Origin of the sequence: Campylobacter sp. RM16190 (genome assembly GCF_012978835.1) — a bacterium.
Taxonomy (GTDB): Bacteria; Campylobacterota; Campylobacteria; order Campylobacterales; family Campylobacteraceae; genus Campylobacter_A.
The window spans coordinates 197,237-218,191 of the sequence record NZ_LIWS01000001.1; the positions used below are offsets into that span (position 1 = coordinate 197,237).

Consider the following 20,955-nt stretch of genomic DNA (forward strand, 5'->3'; position numbering starts at 1 on the left):
AAATAATATTTGTATCATTTAAATTTATTTTTCAATTTTATAAATAAGATAAAATATATAATTAAAAATGCCCTTTTTTAAGCTTTCGTATCAAAAATCTAGCAGGATGAAGTGCGTCAAAAAGGCTCTTTTCTATGCATAGCGGTCGATCAAACACAAGATCACAGATAAGCTCAGCCCCAAGCACGGCAGTGCATAGTCCGCGCGAGCCGTGAGCCGTATTTATATAGACGTTTGGGATATATTTGGCGCTTAAATTTTCGCTCTTATTTTTCGTCCAAAGAAGAGCTTTGTAGCTATCCTTATAAAATTCCTCATCATAAAGCCTTCCGATGATCGGAAATCTATCACCGCTATAGCTTCTATAGCCCACTTTTGAGCCTAAAATTTTAGGCTTCTTACCCTGCAAAAACTCACCTATATCGGCTAAATTTTTCTCATCGTCACTGCTTCTAGACTCATCAAGTTTTAAATTTCTATCATAAGTTGCACCGACAACTTGCACGCCATCAACCTCAGGGCAGACATAGCCTTTAGCGCTAAAAGCCAAATTTGTCTTTACGGACTCTTTTATGTGCGTGACCTGCCCGCGAACCGAGCTAAGTTGCATGTCAAAATTTGAGAAAAACTCCATACTATCGCTGCCAAGAGCTAGGAACAGCATATCGCTAATGATGGCTTTTCCGTTTTTAAATTTCGCCGAAATTTTACCATCAGGCAAAACCTCATAGCTCTCAAACTCATATCCAAGCAAGATATCAGCGCACTTACTTGCCGTCTTGCACATCTTTCGCGGTCTAGCCTTGGCACCTTCTTTTATAAAGGCGCTAGGATAAGGAGCACTATTTAAATTTATATCAAAAACTCCATTTTCATCATCAAATTTAAGCCACTCTTCTAGCCTTGCTAAAAGCTTTTCATCGTGTGCATAGTCTATGCACCCCCTAAATTCGCACTCAGTCTTGCTCATAGTCTTTTTATAAAACCTAACCGCTTGTAAAAACGCGTTCATGTGCATCCTGCCAAGCTCTACTTCAGGCTTTGTGATAAGCGGCATCAAAATTCCGCAGTGATTACCAGAGCCGTTTGTAGCGATGTCTTCGCATTTTTCAGCTATGGTAACTTTTACGCCAAGCTGGGCTAGCTTATAAGCGCTCACACATCCTGCCACTCCGCCACCTATGATAAGTGCGTTCTTTGGAGTTTTATCGCTACTTTGGATATCAAATCTACTAAACCATGGATTTTTAACGTTACGACTCGCAGTTTCAAGAGTAGCGCTTATCATCTCGCGCTTTTTGCTAAAGCCTTTTTGCAAGCTTACTTTAAAACCATTTTTAGCAAGTGCATTTTGCACGGCTTTAGCACTAGAGTAGGTTCGTAAAATCGCTCCAGATTTACTTAAATTTGCAACCTCTTTAAAGACCTCGTCACTCCACATATCGGAATTCTTGCTAGGTGCAAATCCGTCCATAAACCAGATATCAGCTCTAAAATCAAGCTCGGGCAAAATTTGATCGATCTTGCCAAAGCAAAGATCAAGCGTGATACGTGAATTTGCAAAATTTAGTCGGTGAAATCCTTGTATAAGCGGTGGGTAGCTTTTTATAAGCTCATTTGAAAGCTCTTTAAAGACACCTAAATTTTGATAAATCCTAACAAGATCTTCCTTGCTAATAGGATTTGCCTCAATGCTGACGTAATGCAAAAATTTGTTTGAGTTTTTGAATTTGTTTAGTGTTGTTAAAAAATTAAGCCCTGCTCCAAAGCCAGCTTCAGCGATGATAAATTTCTGCTTGCTATCCCAAATTTCATCAATTGCGCTAGCAAACACATATCTGCTCTCGCCGGCAGGATTATCGGCGCTAAAGTATATATCTCCAAAATCCTCGCTATAAGCAACTCCGTCTTTAAAGGAAATTTGAGCGGTTTTCATTGCTGATTTGCAAAATACACATCAACGCCGTTAGCAATTCCTTTAGCGATAGCGTCTTGGTAGTTTGACTTGCTTATTAGCTTGCCTTCATCAGGATGTGAGATGTAGCCCACTTCAAGCAAAACAGCGGGCATAAGCGCACCCACTAGAACCCAAAACGGAGCCTCTCTTACTCCACCGTCAACGACCTTTGAATTTATCTTTTTGGTTCTGGCAAGAACCTCTCTTTGGATATCGATGGCAAGCTTGTTTGAGGCTATGATCTTTTCTCTGTTTAAGAAATTTAAAAAAGTCTGTTTAGAGAAAAAATTCATCTCGTCTATGTCCGATTTGTTTTCAAGCGCAGCTACATTTTTGCTACGCTCGCTTCTTGCAGGCGAGAGGAAAAATGTCTCGATACCTTGCATAACTTCGCCTTTTTGCTTATTTGGAGCGGCATTTGCGTGTATAGATATAAAAAGATCGGCAAGTTTGTCGTTAGCAAGCTTGGTTCTACTTCTGAGGTTTATAAATTTATCTTTCGTGCGGGTATAATACACCTTATATCCACGCTTTTTAAGTTCATCTCCAGCCTTAAGAGCTATGCTTAAGACGATATTTTTTTCTTTAAGTTTTGCGCCACCTATCGCGCCAGGATCGTCGCCACCATGCCCCGCATCAAGGACTATGATCCTGCCTGCTCTTTTAATCTTGGTTTTAGTAGCCTTTTTAGATAAATCATTATTTTGCTTTTTATCATGTTTGTCTTTAAGTTCAGTTTTTTGCTGATTTTTTGAATTTGATGCTAAATTTTCAAATTCTACTTTATCAAGCGCGAAAAATATAGAATTTTGATTTATTTTGAAATTTATTTTTTGCTCTTTTTTATGGGAAAATACGACCCTGATAGTGTTTTTATCGAATTGACTTACTTTGAGATCATCAGATATTATATTTTTCAAAGTTTGAGGCTTACTTATCCATGCCCTGTTTAAGTCATACACATTTCTAAAATGATTTTTTGAATTCAGTTTAAAATGTTTTACATCGCTTTCCAAAATAGGACTACTAAATTTTATCTCCAAGCTATTTGGATGTTCGATAACTTTTAGAATTTGAATTGATTTATTTGAGTAATTTTCTTTGGCTGTTATTAATGGCTGCTTTGATCCTTTTGACTCTTTTTGTAGCTTTTTATTGCTTTTACTATCTTTTTGTGCAACTTGTACTAATGACTCCAGCTCTCTTTCATATGGATTAGAGCCTAATCCCAATGCTTTTGAGCTTTGAATCAGTCTTTTTAATATCTCAACTCTAATTTTATCATCATTATCTATGACGGATTTTATATATAATCCCTTCATGTCCTGATGGAGTTCAAGTCTAGCAGTTTTGTTTGCCTTTATAAATTTATCGTCAAAATTCTTGATCCTAGCATCAAAAGCGGAGCAAACCCCTGACGTCGCAATTAATAAAAAAAATAAAATAATCCTAACTATTTTCGCCATGTATCAGTTTTTTAAAAAGCTCTTTTACACTAATTATCTCGTTTAGCTTATACCCATTTGCACCAGTAAAAAATAGCCCGGTCTCTTTAACTCCTGAAAATGCGTCAAATAACCTATCGGCTATACAATAACCGACCTCTTTAGCCTCTTTTCCGCGTTGACAAGGGCTTACGCAGTTACTTATACAACTTATCTTTGGGCCAGCCTTTTTATCCACTAAGTCTAGTAAATTAGTCCTTACTCCGCGTGCAGGATATCCGACAGGACTTTTAATAAGCTCGATATCCTCTTTTTTCGCATTCAATATCACATCCTTAAAATCTTTACTCGCATCGCATTCGTGAGTACCTATAAATCTCGTTCCCATCTGCACTCCGTCAGCACCGAGATCACAGACTCTTTTTATATCATCTTTATCCCAGATGCCGCCAGCTGCAAAAAGCGGAAAATCGCCCCACTCTTTTATCTCCTCTTTTACAGGCTTTATTAAATTTTCAAGTTGATACTCTGGATCTAGGCATTGCTCGTATGTAAAGCCTTGATGTCCTCCGCTAAGAGGTCCTTCTAAAATCACAGCATCAGGAAGACGGTTATATCTCATTGTCCAACGTTTGCAGATGATCTTAAGAGCTTTAGCGGAAGATACTATCGGAACTAATGCTACGTCTTTGAAATTTTGTGTGAATTCTGGCAAATTTGTAGGTAGTCCTGCTCCACTTATTATTATATTTATACCGTGTTCGCAGGCATCTTTTACGGTTCTGGCGTAATCGTTGCTGGCATATAGTATATTTACTCCAAGAGGCAGATCTCCGCAAATTTTTCTAGCATTATCAATGACAGCCTTAAGACCCTCACGTGAATAGAAATTTTCACTTCCAAGCGGTTTTGAATTTAGCTCTTTGGTTATATGTGCTCTATTTTCATAATATCCGGTACCAACGGAGCTTATTACTCCTAGTCCTCCTTCCAAGCTTACGTTGCCAGCCAGCTTGTCCCAACTTATACCAAGCCCCATTCCGCCTTGAATTATCGGGTACTTTATCTCATATTTTCCAATTTTTATCGATTTAAACTCCATCTACTACCTTTAGTTTTGCGAATTTTCTCTTGCCTACTTGTAAAATATACTCTCCAACGCCAAGTTTTAACTGTTCATCGGAAATTTTCTTTTGATCTATACTAACCGCATTTGCACTTATATCTCGTCTTGCTTGAGAATTTGTAGAGCTTAATTTACAATGAACCAAAGCCTCGACTATCCAAACTGGAGCCTTAAGATTAAATTCTTCAAGCTCTGCCGGAATTTGATTTTGAGTATGAACTCGGTCAAATTCAGCCTTAGCCTCGTTGGCAACCGATTCGCCATGATAGCGTGCCGTTATTTCTAATGCAAGAGCCTCTTTTACAGCCTTTGGATGTGCTTTGCCACTATCAACATCATCTTTTAGACTCTTTATCTCATCCACACTTTTATCACTCAAAAGCTCATAGTATCTCCACATAAGATCATCGCTAATGCTTAAAATTTTACCAAACATATCATTTGCATTATCCGTTACTCCTATATAATTACCCAAGCTTTTACTCATCTTATTTACGCCGTCAAGCCCCTCGAGAAGTGGCATCATTATAACCGCTTGCTCTTTTCCGATATTATAAATTCTTTGCAGAGTTCTACCCATTAGAAGGTTAAATTTCTGGTCTGTTCCTCCCATCTCTATATCGCATTTCATCGCCACACTATCATAACCTTGTAAAAGAGGGTATAAAAACTCACTTATGGATATGGAGCTACCAGCCTTAAATCTCTTCTCGAAATCATCACGCTCAAGCATTCTAGCCACGGGAAAAGTGCTTGCTAGCTCAACAATACCTGCCGCTCCAAGCTCGTTACACCACTTTGAGTTAAACATTATTACGGTTTTTTTAGGATCTAAAATTTTAAAAACCTGATCTTCATAAGTTTTAGCATTTTTAGCCACAGTCTCTTTATCAAGTTTCTTTCTAGTGGCTGATTTACCGCTTGGATCGCCTATTTGACCAGTAAAATCTCCTATTAAAAACTGCACTATAGCCCCATGCTTTTGAAGAAATGCCATTTTAGTAAGCACTACGGAGTGACCCAAGTGAAGGTCTGGCGCAGTAGGATCAAAGCCTGCTTTTACATAAAAATTTTCGCCTTTTTCATAATATCTTTTTACAAGCTCTACAACCTGCTCTTCGCCAATTATCTCTGCAACACCCTTTTTTATCTCGTCTATAATTTTTGCAATATCAGCCACTTCTTCTCCTTAAATTTTAATTATACGCATCATCAAGAGATACGAATTCCATGATCTTATAACGATCTCTTAGTCTATCTTTAATTTCGTTCACATCCAAATTTTCATTAAGCTCTATAGTTAGATTAAATACATCCGCAGCAATGTCGTTTGCTTCAGAAAGCGTTATAGTAACGAGATCTACTTGCAACCTAGCTATATATGTTAAAAACTCAGCCAAAGAACCACGGCGATTTTCAAGACTTAAGATGATTTTATATCTATGAGGGGCATTTCTAGTCCATTTTACAAAAATCATCTCATTCTTATCTTCGGCTAACTTCATAGCACGCTCACATAGCTTATGGTGAACGGTTACATGATGATCATTTCTAAAGCCCATGATATCATCGCCTCTTTTTGGATTGCAACAGTAATCAAACTCTACACTACTTATTTTATGGTTTGAATAGATAACTATATGATCAAATTTCTGCTTTCTAACAAGATATTTATCTGTTAAAGCAAGAGCAAATGGACGATCTTTTTTTATATATTTTTTAAGAGCATTTACGACATCTTGAAGGTATACGGAGTCATAGGCGGCTCTAAATACTCTTTTTGTCATCTTTTCGCTCTCAAGCCAAACAAGGATTCTATTAGTAGATACCCCAAAAATTCCACTTAAAATTTCAAGCGCGACGATATTATTTATATCCCTGATTTTCTGCTTACAAAGTGATCTTATGGTAGCCTTTGCCTTGCCTGTTTTTACGCTTCCAAGCCAAGAGCAGCGGTATTTTGGCTCGTCTCCTGTGACAATATTTACTATATCTCCATTTTTTAGCTCGGTTAGAAGCGAAACTCTAATGCGGTTTACATAAGCCTCTTTGGCATGCAGTCCTATCTCGGTGTGAATCTCATAAGCGTAATCAAGTGCAGTAGCTCCGCGCGGCAGAGTAAAAATATCTCCCTTTGGCGAATAAACGGCAATATCCTCTACGTATAGGCTATCTTTTGCATACTCATATAGCTCTTCAGGATTATTTTCACTTTCGTTTTGCATACCGATATCACTTAGCCAATCAAGCTTAGGATTTAAAAATCCTCCGCTTTTATACTTCCAGTGGGCTGCAACTCCGTATTCTGCGGTTTTGTGCATATCAAAGGTGCGAATTTGGACTTCAAAAATGCTTTTATTATCAAAAATTGTAGTATGAATAGTTTGGTATCCATTTTGCTTAGGAAGTGCGATATAGTCCTTAAATCTTGATATAAGAGGATTAAAATTTATATGCAAAAGCCCGAGTGCCAAATAACAATCCTGAGGCTCTCTGACCAAAATTCTAGCTGCAAGAAGATCTAAAACCTCCTCTATGGATATTCCCTTTCTTTGCATCTTAAGATAGATGGAATAGTGATGCTTTACACGCTTTTGTATATCAAAACTGCTTTCATTAAAACCGTTTTGAAGTAAAATTTGACTAATCTTTTCTATAAACGAATTTAGCTTTAACTGAAGCTCTTGTTTATGTTCATCTATGTACTTATCGATTTTTTTATACTCTTCAGGAAGTGCATATTTAAAACTTATATCCTCAAGTATATTTTTTATAGAAGAGATTCCTAATCTGTGAGCAATAGGAGCATAAACCATAAGAGTCTCTTCTGCGATTCGCTTTTGCTTTTCGGGTCTTAAAGCATCTAGGGTTATCATATTATGAAGTCTATCGCAAAGCTTTACTACAAGCACACGAACATCTTCAATAGACACTAAAAGCATCTTACGAAATGTCATAGCAGAGGCTGCTAGACGCTCGTTTGACTCAGAACTGGCCAGCTTATCCTCCCTAATGGCTACAATTTTAGTAAGTCCCTCTACCAGCTTTGCTACCTCTTCTCCAAATTCCTCTCTGACAGTCTCAGTAGAGCAATCCGTATCCTCCACTACGTCGTGCAAGATAGCAGATATTATCATACTCTCATCACCACCCATATGAGCCACGATAGAAGATACCAATATAGGGTGTATCGCGTAAGGCTCTCCGCTCTTTCTAAATTGCCCAGCATGAGATGTTATACAGCAGCTAATAGCCTTTTCTATGTTTGGGGTAATATTACAAAGAGAGGCTAAAATATCTCTAGCGCCGGCTACATCCTTACAAACAACTATATCTTCAATGAGTTGTTCTAAAAAAATCCCGCTATTTTGCTGTTTCAATGATAGCCTCTAGACTAATTTTTCCTTCGGCAATTTCGCAAAGTGCAATATCTGCAAATTTCATCTTGCTTACATCTTTATCAAGCAAACTTTTAGCTCCTGCAGCCAAAGCTTCTGCGCGTTTTGCCACTACTAAAGATAGCTTATATCTATCACCTTCAACCGTTTTTAATGCTTTCGCGGCTACCTCTTCTATTCTCATTATTTCTCCTTAATCTTTATTTTAATTTTTTACTACCGAACAAAGTGCGTTTTCATCACCTTTTATAATGCTTAATAAATTTCCGTCCTTAAACATATTACATACTAAAATCGGCAGTTTGTTATCCTTAGCAAGCGCTATGGCTGTATCATCCATAACCTTGATGTTGTCGTTCATTGCCAGTTCGTAAGTAAGCTCTCTTAGCAGTTTTGCATCGTCAAATTTCTTCGGATCCTTATCATAAACCCCATCAACTTTCGTGGCTTTGATAATCATATCTGCATCGATCTCGATAGCCCTTAAAGTTGCCGCCGTATCAGTTGTGAAAAACGGATTTCCCGTTCCTGCAGCAAAGATTACCACGCGTCCTTTTTCAAGGTGTCTTTGTGCACGTCCCACGATAAATGTTTCGCAAATCGCCTCCATCTTGATAGCGCTTTGCACGCGAACGCTTAGACCCGATTTTTCAAGCGCCTCTCTCATGGCAATTGAGTTTATAACGGTTGCAAGCATACCCATATGATCGCCGCTTGTGCGTTTGATGATACCGTCTTTTGCGGCACTCACGCCTCTTATAATATTTCCGCCGCCTATAACTATGCCTACTTCAACGCCGTTTTCGACAAGCTCTTTTATCTGCTTGGCGATAAATTTTAAAACTAAATTATCTATACCAAACCCACTCTCTCCAGCTAATGCCTCACCCGAAAATTTGACTAAAATTCGCTTTTTACGCTCCATAAATTCTCCTTAAAATTCAAGCATTTTAGCAAAAAAGTGTTTAAATTCTGCTAATCTTTTATCTCAAATATCTATTTAAGAGTTATCATTTCAAGAGGATCTATGTGGTAATTTTTTTGAGTTACTTCAAATGTTAGATCTTTTGACACGCGCCCTATCACATAACCTTTTTGGACCTTTGTGCCAACTTTTACAGTAGGCGCTATCTGACTAAGATGCGCGTATATAGTATGAATCCCGTTTGCATTTTCTATGATTACAACCTTATCTAGCATAGCCGTATCCTTTGCAAATACAACCTTGCCATTTAGCACGCTTTTTACCTTTGCATCAGCGGTTTGAGAGCTTAACACTACGGACTCATTAAAAATTTTAATATTATATATAGGATCGATATAGTTTCCGAATTTTTGCTTAACAGTAAAGCTATCAAGAGGGGCTATCGTCTTTTCTCCGCTATATTTTTTCACCAAACTTGCCTGATAGCTTGAGCCCACTTGCTTAACAGAACCATTGTTTTTTTCATCTTTAGTATCTTTATCTTTTTTATGCTTTTTATCTTTTTTTGTTTTTTCGGCTTCTTTTTGCTCCGCTAGCCTCTTTGCCTCTTCAACCTCTTGTCTTGCGACTATTTTAAGCTCCTCTAGAGTCTTTCTTATCTCTTTTTGCTGCTCTTGAATCATAGATAATTTTTTAGAATAGCTTTCTCTATCTTGCTTTAAATTAGCCACGGTCTTAGACTGTTCACTTTGAAGCAACGCAAGCTCCGTTCGCTTTTGTTTATAAGTTTTTAAATCAGCCTGTATATTTTGTATCTTATCATTTTGATCTTTGATTGAATTTGTGGTCTTTTCATAATCCTTAACTAAATTTTTGAAATCATCTTTTATCACACTATTTAAATTAACCAAAATTTCAGTTGCGATTATGCTTTCGTTGCTGTCCTCATACTCTTTTGGTGCAATAAGATCAAACGCAAAATGATCTGATATTATACGTATCATATTTTGCTCTATAAGTCTTTGATTTTGCAAGAGTTCGCTATTTTGTTCATTTAGCTTTTTAAGCTCGCTATTTGCACTGCTTGCTCTATTTTCAAGCTCAGCAATCTGAGCTAATAACTCTTTCATTTTAGAATCTATTTTCTCTAGTTCCGACTCTCCATCCTTGATGTCTTTAGCTAAGTCATCTAATTTTTTATTTAGCTTACTTGCTATTTGATTTGAAAGTTGCAAAGATGATGTCTGCACCTTAATTTTTTCATCAGTAGTGGCACAAAACGATACTCCTAAAAAAAATAGTAAAAAGAGTAAAATTCTCATAGGCTGTTCTTTTTAGCCTCTCTCATAACCAAAGAAACGGATATTATACTAAGTGCTAAAGAGATAAAAAGAAGCCTACCGCCCTCATATACTATATCTACATTAGGAATTTTCAGCCCCACTTCATCCATCATAAAACTGACAATATTAAAATCTGGTAGTAGATAGTAAAATATCGTGACAAAAAGAGTGGCGACAATGGAATCAACTATAGCCATCCTATACAAAACTCCCGATTTTAGCCAAAAAGAGGCGCCAAAAAGCGTCATTATATCTATTCTCTCCTTATGCTCATATAGCCAAATTCTCATCTGTTTTAGTACGAGCATAAGTCCTAAAATAACGATTAAGATAGAAAAAATTTCAGATATTTTTTTAATCAAATTTAAAATTTTATAGACCTTATTATGAGTCTTTGAAAATGTCTCTACCCTGCTAACCCCGCTTACCTTCAAAAGCTTTGCCTTTATCTCCTCCATATACTCAACGCTTGGAAAAATTTTTAGTTTGATCGAGTAAAATTTAGGTAAAGAGCTTTGTAAAATAGTTAAATTTTTGGCTGAGATATCCTTAGAAAGTCTATCTAAAACTGATTTTGTACTTAATTTCTCAATAGAGTCAAAATCACTTACCAGAGGCTTTATACTAGAGCTATTTAGATCTTTTGAGCTAACCACTATAATATTATAATCCTCGCTCATCAATTTCTCATAATCTTTTATAATATTGCCGACAAGAGTAATAAACTGGATACAAAAAAGCAGAGCAATTAGCGGAAAGATTACCCCAAAGTGATTCTTAAGAGATCTCATGCACACCTCCGTTTTCTATCACGAAGTGGCGATAATGCACCCTTAAGGTAGATGGGATTTTATGAGTTACTACTACCACGCAAGTGCCTAAAAATTCCCTTGCAGAACGCAAAAGCGACCATATAACATCGCTTGAATAATCATCCAAATTTCCCGTAGGTTCATCGCATAAGAGCAGATTTGGATTATGAGCCAAAGCTCTAGCCATAGCCACACGCTGCTGCTCCCCTCCACTTAGCTCAAGTGGAAATTTATGAGCCTTGTGTAGTAAATTTACATGCTTTAGCAGCTTATGTGCTTGATTTTTACATACATTATGCGCAAGCCCCTTTATCATAAGCGGTAGCATCACATTTCTCTCGACACTCCACTCATTTATCAGGCGGTAGTTTTGAAATATGATTCCGATTTTTTGCCTAACCTCACTAAGCTTTTTTTGACTTATCCCGTTCATATTGGCAAGGCAAACTTCAAGAGAGCCGGAGTATGGCTTAATCTCTCCGTAAAGCGACTTAATTATAGTAGATTTTCCGCTACCACTTTTACCCGTTATTATTACAAAATCGCTAGCGCTAATATCCAAATCCACATTTTGAACTATAAGCTCATTTTGATTATAACCTAGCGAAAGACCTCTGGAACTAATAATCTTTTGCATTAGCCAAATACTCCTTTAATGCGAAATGCGCATTTAAATTTTCTCTCGTTAAAAGCGGCTTTTTGATAAAGTATTCACACCTTTTAGGAGTGAGCAGTAGATAACACTGCTCTGGCTGAGAAAATGCGCCAAAAGATATGCGAAGCAAAATTTCATCCTCGCTTTTTTCAAATTTCTCTTCAATATGCAAAAAACAGTCATCTTTTTTAATAATTATATTTTTAAAATTTTTAGATATAGCCTTGATATCGTAACCGCCTTCAAATTTCATCTCGTCAAGTGTTTTTAAAGCTTCGCTCTTTAACTCACACTCAAAAGTTACATCGTAGATATCTTTTAGCTGTTTCTTCCACCTATCCTCATACTTACTTGAAACATTGAGATATTTATTTTTATCCACAATTAGCTTTGAACTATGTAAATTTAAAAGCTGAGATATGGTGTACTCAGTATAATTTCTACTATCGCTTCGAAGCTCGAATCTACCGCCCACCTTAAGAGTTCTTTCGCACTCTTTTGTAAATTTTTCAGATACTACTCGCCTATGAGGTGCGTCATCCCAAGGCACAGGAAAGTGAAGAAAAATTTTATCTATGAAATTTGAATCGATCAAGGACAAAAGCAACCTAGCATCGCTATTGATAAGAACTACATTGTTTAAATTTTTACTCTTTGCAAGCTTTGCGACCTGCTCGATAGATGGCTTATAGACCTCTATTCCTATGACCAAAGCATCGGGGTTTTTTTCTGCTTGCCAGAGCAGGTGCCTGCCTGAACCAAAGCCTATCTCTATAAAAATTTTAGATAATCTTGACTCTTTTAAAATTTGCAAAAGCTCTTTAGTGTCTGAGATATAAGAGGTTTTTTGCGTTAAATGAGTTTTCTTTACAGCTATTGCCTCACTTACAATTTCTTCGCAATTTAGCTCTTTAAATTTTACCAAAGCCTTTTGTAATAGACCTATTTGGGCAGGCCTTGTTATCTTATCGCCTTTTACTAAAAAGCCATTTTTATGCTCTTTCAAAGTCACAAAAAACTCTTCAATTCCACTTTGAGTATAGACAATAGTAGAGTTTCTGCCTCTTGCTTCCCATGCAAAAACCACCTCATCCTGAACAATTGGATAATCTAAAGATTTTAAATTTTTAGTTATAAAATTTGGCATTATTCTATGATTACCATAGCTTTATGAGACTCATCAGAACTTATTCCATACTCGTCTATAGCTATAACTTTATATGTATATTTTATGCTATAGTTGACATCAGTATCTATAAATTCGTTACCGGTTATATTTGTAAATCTTCTCTCGCCTTCTCCGCCTTCTCTGATTACAGTGTAGCTTCTAGCCTCTTTTGGCCCATTCCATTGAACTTTTACAGCTGAACTATCAGCCACTATTGATGATATTATAGGGGCGTCTATAGCTGCTAGAGTTGATCCCGTGACAGCTTCATCTGGCTTTTTAGATTCAAGTCCATCTTTATCTACGATAGTAATCTTATATAACCTTGTAGCGCCATTTTCGTTGATCAGATCTTCGTAACTGTTTGTCTTAGTTTTAGCAAGATACGTATATGGCAAAAATTTACTTGAAGTGCTATAAATTTTGTAATATCCAAAGTCTTCGCTTGCCACACTGTCCCATGTGATGATTATCTTTTTTGGAGCATTCGTAGTAGCTTGTATATTTACAACTTTATTTGGAAGCGGTTTTGTAGTAGAATCAACTATCTCACTTGGTTTAGATACAACTCCTGTGCTAGTTTTTACAAAAACTCTATATTTATACCCCCTGCCTGATTTTACGCTATCGTCTATATATTCGGCATGTAGCCTTCCTTTGATTTCCGCTATCTGCCTCCAATTATCTTTACCGATATCGGCTTTTTCCACTATATAAGACGCCACTCTTAAATCAGGATGCGGACGCCATATTAACTTCACACGCTCCGGCAAATTAGTAAGAGCTCTTAAAAAAGGCACCGACTCTATAAGAGGTCTAGTGCTTGCACTTATAACTACACCTGGATTTGAAATTTGCTTGTTTGCGTTATAAGTTCTCATCTCATATGAATATGTAGTCTCTGGAGCCAAATTTGAATCCACATAATGACTTGCAAAGCGATCTTTTATATCGGCCACAACCTTCATTTTACTGCTGTTTTTGTTAGAATTTGATCTGTAAAGATAGTATCCTGCTACATCTGTTGTGGTGGTAGGAGTCCATTCAAAGCCTATTTCAGTCATATCGCTAATAGTTTTTAAACTAGTAACAGTGGGCAAATTTGAATTGATTTGTGTAGGTGTACTAGGCGAGACACAGCCAGTGATTACAACTGCCAAAGATAGCATCAAGCCTTTTAAAATCGATCTTTTCATCAACTATCTCCTTATTAAATTTATTAAATAAAATTTCATTAAAGTCATCCCAAAGCGGAGCTACAAATTCCATCCTTTTACCTGTATTGGGATGAGTGAAGTAAAGCCCGTAGGCGTGGAGCATAACTCTTTTTATTTTATCGTTTTCGCTCTTAAACCCATATAAAGTATCGCCCAAAATATGGCGGTTAATGCTGGCTAAATGAACTCTGATCTGATGAGTTCTACCGGTAAAAAGCTTAGCTGCTATTAAATTTACTCCGCTCTCTTGAATCAAATTTACAAAGGCACTCTTAGCGCTTCTTCCGTCAATTGTAATAGCTTTTTTTAAACGATTATTCGGATTTCTCCCTATTTTTCGCTCTATCACACACTCCTCTTTAAGTGGCAAATCAGTAATCGCAAGATAAATTCTGCCCATTGTCTTATCGCTTAACTGAGCCGAAAGCGCTACGTGTGAACGGTTGTTTTTAGCCACGACTATAGCTCCGCTAGTGCCCTTATCAAGCCTATGAACAATGCCCGCTCTACTCTCTCCGCTTAAAGTAGATAGTAAAAAGCCTTTTTTTCCAAGCCAGTCTACAAGCGTAGCCTCTTTAACGCTGGGGGCTGGGTGAACAACTAAATTTGGTGGCTTATTAAGCACTATCAAATCATCATCTTCATATAAAGTAGGCACTTCAAATTCCGCACTAAAATTTAAATTTTCATCATTTGATTCTAAAATTTTTACATCTATAACGTCATCTAGTCCAAGCTTAGCTGAGCCTTTTAATATGGGCTTTGAATTTAGGCTTACACAGCCATTTTTGATTAAATTTAAAATTTGATTTCTTGAGATTTTAAGCTCTTCAGACAAAAATAGATCTACTCTTTTGCCTATATCTTTACTCTCTTTTACAGATATTTGATTCAACCGTTTCCTTTTTGGTGTTATAATTCCGCTAAAAAAGGCGAAAATTTGATAAGAATTGATAGGCGAATTTTAACTCATTTTGACTTTGTTCAACCAATCTTGATACTACCTATTATAATTTTATCATATATTTTAGTTTCGGAAGCAAATTCTATTCTATCAAATAAACAGCTTATATATTTCAGTATAGGGCTGCTCGCGTTTACATTTTTTTTCCTGCTTCCCATAAGAAGGCTTGAATGGCTAATACCGGCATTTTACTGGCTATGTATAGCGCTTTTAATAAGCGTGGATATATTCGGAGTAACAAAACTCGGCGCAAAACGCTGGCTTGAAATCCCTTTTGTGCATTTTACTATTCAGCCCTCAGAGATAATGAAGCCATCGTTTTTACTTATGATGGCATACCTAGTAAAGCATCGCCCTCCGGGAATTAACGGTTATGGGCTCAAGGATTTTTTAAGACTTAGTATATACATAATCCTACCTGCATTTTTGATTATGAAAGAGCCTGATCTCGGGACTGCTTTGATCCTTATAATTATGGGATATGCAATTTTATTCATCATAGGGGTAAATAAAAAAATATGGCTTAGCATAGCCGCCGGTATAGTCATATTGGCTCCTTTAATATATGAAAATTTGCACGACTATCAGAAAAAAAGAATCAATGATTTTTTAAGCGAAGAATCAAGCTATCACGTTCGCCAAAGCATAGTCGCCATAGGAAGCGGTGGTCTCACGGGCAAACCAAAGGATGAGGCCACTCAAACGCACTTTAAATTTTTGCCAATTGCAACTAGTGATTTTATCTTTTCATATACTATCGAAAGGTTTGGTTTTTTGGGGGCATTTACGCTGATGATGTTTTACGGATTTTTAATCACCCATCTGCTTAGCCTAAACTACGGTCTTAAAGATGATTATTTCACGCAAGTGGTGACGACTGGAATTGGAATTTTGATATTTATCTATGTAAGTGTAAACATTATGATGACTATTGGATTTGCTCCGGTTGTAGGTATTCCGCTTCCGTTTTACAGCTACGGAGGAAGCAGTTTTGTTACATTTTTAAGCCTATTTGGGATTTTACAAAATCTGCTTACCTTTAGATTTGATCCGACATATCGCTTTGTAAAGATTAAATTTTAACTTACGCCTTCTTTAAAAACTCGGTTTTAAGTACGATAACACCCATCTTATCTATCCTACACTCAACCTCTTTATCATTGCCGGTTAGCTTTATATTTCTTGCTATCGTTCCTCTTTTAAGAGTAGCTCCTGCGCCTTTTACCTTTAAATCTTTTATCAAAGTTACGCTATCTCCTGCGTTGAGTTCTGTTCCGTTTGCATCTTTTGGCATATTTTCTCCTTGTAAAATTTCAGCCATTATAGCAGGTAATTTCCTAAGCTCAAAAACTTAGCTTAAAAAGCTAAAATTTACCGCCTCTTAAAATTTCCATAGGCAATACGCCAAATTTCTCTTTAAATATCTTAGTAAAATGCGCGAAACTGCTATATCCCACTATCTTTGCAGCCTCTTTTACGTTTATATCGTTTTGTTCAAGAAGGCTTTTAGCTATCTTTAGGCGCTCATCTTGCAAAGCTCTATGAATCGTCGTGTTAAAGCAGTGTTTAAACCCATTTTTAAGCTTAAATTCGTTCGTAGCACAAAGAGTTGCAAGCTCTTTTATGGTTGGTGGATTTTGTATATCTTTAAGCAAAATTTCTCTTGCTTTGTGTATCATCTTTAAACCATCTTCGCTGTATCTAAATTTGTCGCTATCTTGGGCTTTTACTTCCGCAAAGCTTTTATAAACCATCTCTAAAATTTTAGACTCTATAAAAATTTCTCTCATCTTTCCGCTATAAATTTTAGAGTTTGCAAGCTCTTTTAGTATTAAATTTTAGGTTAAATTCGCATCCGTTATCCTAGCGCAAAACTCATCATCGCTACTTAAAATTTTAAAAATTCCAAGCTCTTGGATGAGCGAATTTTCAATTATTATCGACTGGCTTTTGTAGCTTTTGCCCTGATGTTTGCTTGTCGCCATAAAGCTATCGTTTATACTACCCATACAAAGCTGCCCCGGCTTTAAAACAAGGCTATCCTTTGACCAGCTTAAGCTGTTTGCACTCTGCCCTACATTAAAACATAAAAAAGAGTGCGGGCTCTTCTTTGGGAGATACCTTAAATTTTCGCTACATCTTATATCGTAAGAGCAGTAGCCAAGTCCACTTCCAGTATCGTAATACTCAAGTTCGCAGTTTAAATTTTCATCTTTAAATGAAATTTCTTTATATCTTTTCTCTTCGCCAAATTCGACTCTGCACTCAAATTCATCAAAAAATTTATCAAGCTTTCTGCTTTCACTCATAGTCTCTCCCCAAATTTGAAAATAATCCGATTAACGCTATCTTTTAATCCTTTTAGCGATATTTTTGTATTGATAATAATTATCCCATTATAGTAAAATGAAACTTAAATATTTTTACAATCAGGAGTTAAGGTGAAAGCTAAATACTTAAAAGTTGCAGCCGTTATCTCTTTAGCGGCATGCCCGTATATCTTTGCAACAGAGAGTGTATCTCTTGGCGAGGTTAAAGTAACAGCAAACAAAATAGAGGAAAACTAAAAGATATCCCACAAAGTATCAGCGTGATTGACGGTATAGAAGTAGAAGAAAAAGGTATAAAAACCATAGAAGACCTACTAAAAAGCGTGCCTAGTATATCAACCACAACGGGACTTCACGGAGGAATTTTTACAAGAGGGCTTAACGGCTCGATATTTACTAGAACAAATCCTGTCACGATCTTCATAAACGGCGTAGCGCACGGTAATCAATTCGGAGCATGCGTGCCTATCACAAACATAGAGAGAATAGAAATACTAAAAGGTCCGTCAAGTACGATTTACGGCAAAGACTCTATCGGCGGCGTTATAAACGTAGTCTTAAAAGAGCCTAGCAACGAGTGGTCTGGAAGTGTTGGCGCAGAGTACGGCTCATATAAATACAGAATCGGCACCTTTGAAGCAAACGGCGCACTTGTAGATGACGTGCTATATCTTGGGCTAAACAGCTCGGCATCCAAAGATCAAGGCTGGATCACGGACGAGATAACAGGCAAAAAATCAAACGGCAAAGAGCTTAACAACTTCGGACTAAATTTGAAATTTATACCTACGGATAGGCTATCTTTAAAGCTTTTTGCGGATAGATACTACAAGAAATTTAACGGCACGGACGGTATAGTAATCCCTTATGACAAATTTAAAAGCTTCAAAAAAGACGATGTCAAAACAACAAGGCTTGAAAGTGAAACACACTCGCTTGAAAAGTCAAATTCCATCGCCCTAAACGCCACTTATAATTTTGACAGTGTAGATCTAAGCTCTATCACCACATATAAAAAGATAGATCAGTCAAGCAACTACGACCTAGATGCAGGAAGCAAGTATTTTCCCCACAATAACAATCTAATCATGTTTTCTGATATGAGAATTAAAAATTTATCTCAAGAATTTAGACTCTCGAGTAATGAAGAGCAAAATTTAAGATGGATTGCCGGGCTTTTCTTTGAAAACGAAAAGATAGATATAAGAAAAATGGGCATGCAGTTTATGATGATGGGAGCGCCTAAGGAAATGGACGCACCTGCAAAGATGAACAGCAAAACGGCTTCAATCTTCGCTCAAGCCATATATCTTATCACTTCAAAGCTTGATCTAACGCTTGGCGGAAGATACCAAAAGATCAAAAAAGATATCAAAGTAGATACCTATATGTATCCTGTCGGCTCAAGCAAAACTGCACCGTTTTACTCGCTTGAAAACGACGCAAGCTGGAACAAATTCTTACCAAAGATAACTCTTGAATACGCCTTACAAGATGAACTTAGCATTTACGCGATGTATGCTAAAGGCTATCTAGCGGGAGGATTTAACTCATTTCCTATGGGAGAAACAAAAGATGAGAATAAATTTGAGTCACAAACAAGCGACAACTACGAAATCGGCACAAAAGGAACTTATGATAGTTTTAGATTTTCGGCGGCGGCATTTTATATGGATATAAAAGATACTCATATCTACATGATAGATCCTAAAAATCCGGCAAATTTCATAACAGGAAACGCCGATAAGGCAACCTCAATGGGCATTGAGCTAGAAGGTGTAGCAAGAGCTACAAAAGAGCTAGCTATAAACATGGCTGCAAGCTTACTTAGAACAAAATACGGCAATTATATTAGCCCTAGCGGCAAAAACAACAAAGGCAATAAGATAGAATACAATCCTGAATATAAATTCTCGTTTGGAGCTTCTTACTATGCGCCGTTTGGACTATATGCAAGGATAGATGGTAATCTCATCGGCAAAACATACTTCGATCCTCAAAACTCGGTCGCCAGAGCAAGCTACTTCACAGCTGACGGTAAGATAGGCTATATGAAGAAAAATTTCGACGTATATCTATACGCTAAAAACATAGCCGACAAAGAGTATCCGATGAATGTCTTTGATAAATCTTACGGTGTGCTTGTAGAGTATGATAAAAGCAGAATTTTTGGGCTTGGAGCTAAATATAGCTTTTAAAATTTGGCGTTAAATTCGGCGCCAAATTTCTATATCAAAGGAAAACTATGATAAATAAAATTTTAGCCGCACTACTTGCGTTTGCGACATTAAACGTAGCGCAGGCTCATGACTTTTGGGTGTTTGGAGAAAATTCCGATAAATTTAGAGCCGATATAGGCTACGGACACAACTTCCCTCATCAAGAGATAATACCCAAAGATGAGGCTAAATCCTTTATTCCGCTTGCAATTATCTCAAAAGACGGAGTCAAAACAGAGCTAATCCAAATAGGCGAAAACTACCGCTACGAAGAAGAAAAGCTTAAAAAAGGAAGCTATATCCTAGCAGGCGAATACAAAAGCACGTTTTGGTCAAAAGACGCAAACGGCAAATGGTATATGGATAAGACACAAAAGATCAGATAGCAGATTCCGCTTACTGCATGCAAGCTTCAATGTATGCAAAAGAGGTTGTAAATATTGACAGCGAACAAGATGAGTTTGTAACTAAAACCATAGGGCAAAAGCTGGAGATAGTGCCGCTTGAAAATCCTGTAAATTTTGATATAAATAAGCCTTTTAAAATTCAAATTCTGCTTGAAGGAAAGCCGCTTAAAACGGCTAGAATAGACGGAACATTTGATAAATTTTTAAAAGATAAATTTGCATTTTCGGCAACTACTGATTTAGAAGGTATAACCGAAGTTATGGCTTTAGCACCCGGCAAATGGATACTAAAAGTCATGCACAAAAGAGCCTTTGGTGAGAGTAAAAGATGCGATGAGGAGATACTGATCGCTTCGTTTACTTTCAAGATAAAGTGATATTTGTGTGCAAATTTTAAAAATTCATACGAAACAAAATCAAACGTCCCCTAAATTTAGGGGATGTTTTAACTATTAATAAAATCCGCTTGGTTTTCCCGTTAGATCGATCATGATATTTTTCATCTGAGTATAGTGCTCAAGTATGATTTTATGAGTCTCTCTGCCTATGCCTGAGTTTTTATATCCGCCAAATGGGCTTCCGGCAGGAATTTGGTTATAGCAGTTTACCCATACGCGGCCTGTTTCCATCGCGCGCGCAGTTCTTAGCGCTTTTGTGATGTCTTTAGTAAATACCCCGCCTCCAAGACTGTATTAGCTATCATTTACCATTTTGATAAGCTCTTTTTCGTTTTTAAATTTGATGATGACGCCTACAGGCCCGAAAATTTCCTTTTACACTAATCTTATATTGCTTTCTAAGCTTACACACAAAAGCATAATCTGTTTATATGAATTGATAGTGGTTTTGAATAATTAAAGCTCGTATTTATAGTAATTTTGTGAAATAATTTGAAGTTTAAAGATTGCTTAAAAAATAGGTAATGGTGGGTTCACCAGAAGCCGAACCATATCGTTTTAAGTCAATATAGATAAGGGTTTAAGGAAACT

General features: G+C 36.9%; 21 protein-coding genes and 1 pseudogene. 5 read left to right on the plus strand and 17 right to left on the minus strand.

The features are described 5' to 3' along the window. Window positions 1-61: 61 nt before the first annotated feature. The 13 genes from mnmC to CDOM16190_RS01155 form a co-directional block, all read right to left on the minus strand. Window positions 62-1,936, minus strand: coding sequence for a bifunctional tRNA (5-methylaminomethyl-2-thiouridine)(34)-methyltransferase MnmC2/FAD-dependent 5-carboxymethylaminomethyl-2-thiouridine(34) oxidoreductase MnmC1 (gene mnmC / locus CDOM16190_RS01095; protein WP_170018523.1), 1,875 nt, complete (start codon window positions 1,934-1,936; stop codon window positions 62-64). Continuing rightward, a complete protein-coding gene (locus CDOM16190_RS01100) occupies window positions 1,933-3,423 on the minus strand; it encodes an N-acetylmuramoyl-L-alanine amidase family protein (RefSeq protein WP_170018524.1) in 1,491 nt (496 codons plus the stop codon). Before CDOM16190_RS01100 ends, mnmC begins: the two co-directional genes overlap by 4 nt. Then, window positions 3,407-4,504, minus strand: coding sequence for a nitronate monooxygenase (locus CDOM16190_RS01105; RefSeq protein ID WP_170018525.1), 1,098 nt, complete (start codon window positions 4,502-4,504; stop codon window positions 3,407-3,409). The genes CDOM16190_RS01100 and CDOM16190_RS01105 overlap by 17 nt, the downstream gene beginning before the upstream one ends. After that, window positions 4,494-5,708 carry a tyrosine--tRNA ligase gene (tyrS, locus tag CDOM16190_RS01110; protein ID WP_170018526.1) on the minus strand — a complete coding sequence of 405 codons (1,215 nt, stop codon included), beginning with the start codon at window positions 5,706-5,708 and terminating at the stop codon, window positions 4,494-4,496. The genes CDOM16190_RS01105 and tyrS overlap by 11 nt, the downstream gene beginning before the upstream one ends. Before the next feature lie 16 nt (window positions 5,709-5,724). Further along, window positions 5,725-7,908, minus strand: a complete 2,184-nt coding sequence (locus tag CDOM16190_RS01115) for a RelA/SpoT family protein (protein WP_170018527.1) — start codon at window positions 7,906-7,908, stop codon at window positions 5,725-5,727. Then, the gene (locus tag CDOM16190_RS01120; RefSeq protein WP_169974177.1) at window positions 7,892-8,110 is read right to left on the minus strand and encodes a DNA-directed RNA polymerase subunit omega; all 219 of its coding nucleotides are present in this window, start codon (window positions 8,108-8,110) and stop codon (window positions 7,892-7,894) included. The genes CDOM16190_RS01115 and CDOM16190_RS01120 overlap by 17 nt, the downstream gene beginning before the upstream one ends. 21 nt (window positions 8,111-8,131) lie before the next feature. Beyond that, complete coding sequence (gene pyrH / locus CDOM16190_RS01125; protein ID WP_170018528.1) at window positions 8,132-8,851, minus strand: UMP kinase; 720 nt, start codon at window positions 8,849-8,851, stop codon at window positions 8,132-8,134. 71 nt (window positions 8,852-8,922) lie between these two features. Next, complete coding sequence (locus CDOM16190_RS01130; RefSeq protein ID WP_170018529.1) at window positions 8,923-10,173, minus strand: murein hydrolase activator EnvC family protein; 1,251 nt, start codon at window positions 10,171-10,173, stop codon at window positions 8,923-8,925. Next, window positions 10,170-10,985 carry an FtsX-like permease family protein gene (locus CDOM16190_RS01135; RefSeq protein WP_170018530.1) on the minus strand — a complete coding sequence of 272 codons (816 nt, stop codon included), beginning with the start codon at window positions 10,983-10,985 and terminating at the stop codon, window positions 10,170-10,172. The genes CDOM16190_RS01130 and CDOM16190_RS01135 overlap by 4 nt, the downstream gene beginning before the upstream one ends. Continuing rightward, window positions 10,972-11,643: a cell division ATP-binding protein FtsE gene (locus tag CDOM16190_RS01140; protein ID WP_169974185.1), complete on the minus strand. Its 672-nt coding sequence runs from the start codon at window positions 11,641-11,643 to the stop codon at window positions 10,972-10,974. Before CDOM16190_RS01140 ends, CDOM16190_RS01135 begins: the two co-directional genes overlap by 14 nt. Continuing rightward, window positions 11,627-12,808, minus strand: a complete 1,182-nt coding sequence (trmB, locus tag CDOM16190_RS01145) for a tRNA (guanosine(46)-N7)-methyltransferase TrmB (RefSeq protein ID WP_170018531.1) — start codon at window positions 12,806-12,808, stop codon at window positions 11,627-11,629. Before trmB ends, CDOM16190_RS01140 begins: the two co-directional genes overlap by 17 nt. Beyond that, window positions 12,808-14,025, minus strand: a complete 1,218-nt coding sequence (locus tag CDOM16190_RS01150; RefSeq protein WP_170018532.1) for a fibronectin type III domain-containing protein — start codon at window positions 14,023-14,025, stop codon at window positions 12,808-12,810. Before CDOM16190_RS01150 ends, trmB begins: the two co-directional genes overlap by 1 nt. Further along, window positions 13,955-14,941, minus strand: coding sequence for an RluA family pseudouridine synthase (locus CDOM16190_RS01155; RefSeq protein ID WP_211437372.1), 987 nt, complete (start codon window positions 14,939-14,941; stop codon window positions 13,955-13,957). Before CDOM16190_RS01155 ends, CDOM16190_RS01150 begins: the two co-directional genes overlap by 71 nt. 45 nt (window positions 14,942-14,986) lie before the next feature. Between CDOM16190_RS01155 and CDOM16190_RS01160 the strand changes: the two genes are divergently transcribed. Further along, window positions 14,987-16,093 carry an FtsW/RodA/SpoVE family cell cycle protein gene (locus tag CDOM16190_RS01160; protein WP_170018533.1) on the plus strand — a complete coding sequence of 369 codons (1,107 nt, stop codon included), beginning with the start codon at window positions 14,987-14,989 and terminating at the stop codon, window positions 16,091-16,093. A 1-nt stretch (window position 16,094) separates the two neighbouring features. Here CDOM16190_RS01160 and CDOM16190_RS01165 read toward each other — a convergent pair whose 3' ends face one another. From CDOM16190_RS01165 to CDOM16190_RS01175, 3 genes are all read right to left on the minus strand, one after another. Further along, window positions 16,095-16,304, minus strand: a complete 210-nt coding sequence (locus CDOM16190_RS01165) for an alkylphosphonate utilization protein (protein WP_170018534.1) — start codon at window positions 16,302-16,304, stop codon at window positions 16,095-16,097. A 70-nt stretch (window positions 16,305-16,374) separates the two neighbouring features. Then, the gene (locus CDOM16190_RS01170; protein ID WP_170018535.1) at window positions 16,375-16,800 is read right to left on the minus strand and encodes a helix-turn-helix domain-containing protein; all 426 of its coding nucleotides are present in this window, start codon (window positions 16,798-16,800) and stop codon (window positions 16,375-16,377) included. Window positions 16,801-16,848: 48 nt separating this feature from the next. After that, window positions 16,849-17,319, minus strand: coding sequence for a hypothetical protein (locus CDOM16190_RS01175; RefSeq protein WP_170018536.1), 471 nt, complete (start codon window positions 17,317-17,319; stop codon window positions 16,849-16,851). 132 nt (window positions 17,320-17,451) lie between these two features. Here CDOM16190_RS01175 and CDOM16190_RS10795 point away from each other — a divergent pair, with 132 nt between their 5' ends. The 4 genes from CDOM16190_RS10795 to CDOM16190_RS10805 are packed head-to-tail and all read left to right on the plus strand — an operon-like array spanning window position 17,452 to window position 20,343. After that, the gene (locus tag CDOM16190_RS10795; RefSeq protein WP_283956932.1) at window positions 17,452-17,577 is read left to right on the plus strand and encodes a hypothetical protein; all 126 of its coding nucleotides are present in this window, start codon (window positions 17,452-17,454) and stop codon (window positions 17,575-17,577) included. A 23-nt stretch (window positions 17,578-17,600) separates the two neighbouring features. Beyond that, on the plus strand, window positions 17,601-19,538 hold the full coding sequence (locus CDOM16190_RS01180; RefSeq protein WP_170018537.1) for a TonB-dependent receptor: 1,938 nt from the start codon (window positions 17,601-17,603) through the stop codon (window positions 19,536-19,538). A 47-nt stretch (window positions 19,539-19,585) separates the two neighbouring features. Next, window positions 19,586-19,945 (plus strand): DUF4198 domain-containing protein, encoded by a 360-nt coding sequence (locus tag CDOM16190_RS10800; RefSeq protein WP_283956933.1) that lies wholly within the window; start codon window positions 19,586-19,588, stop codon window positions 19,943-19,945. 17 nt (window positions 19,946-19,962) lie between these two features. Then, window positions 19,963-20,343, plus strand: coding sequence for a DUF4198 domain-containing protein (locus CDOM16190_RS10805; protein ID WP_283956934.1), 381 nt, complete (start codon window positions 19,963-19,965; stop codon window positions 20,341-20,343). 75 nt (window positions 20,344-20,418) lie between these two features. Here the strand turns inward: CDOM16190_RS10805 and CDOM16190_RS01190 are convergent. Further along, window positions 20,419-20,739, minus strand: a pseudogene (locus tag CDOM16190_RS01190) (aldehyde dehydrogenase family protein); the annotation flags it as partial. Window positions 20,740-20,955: the final 216 nt, after the last annotated feature.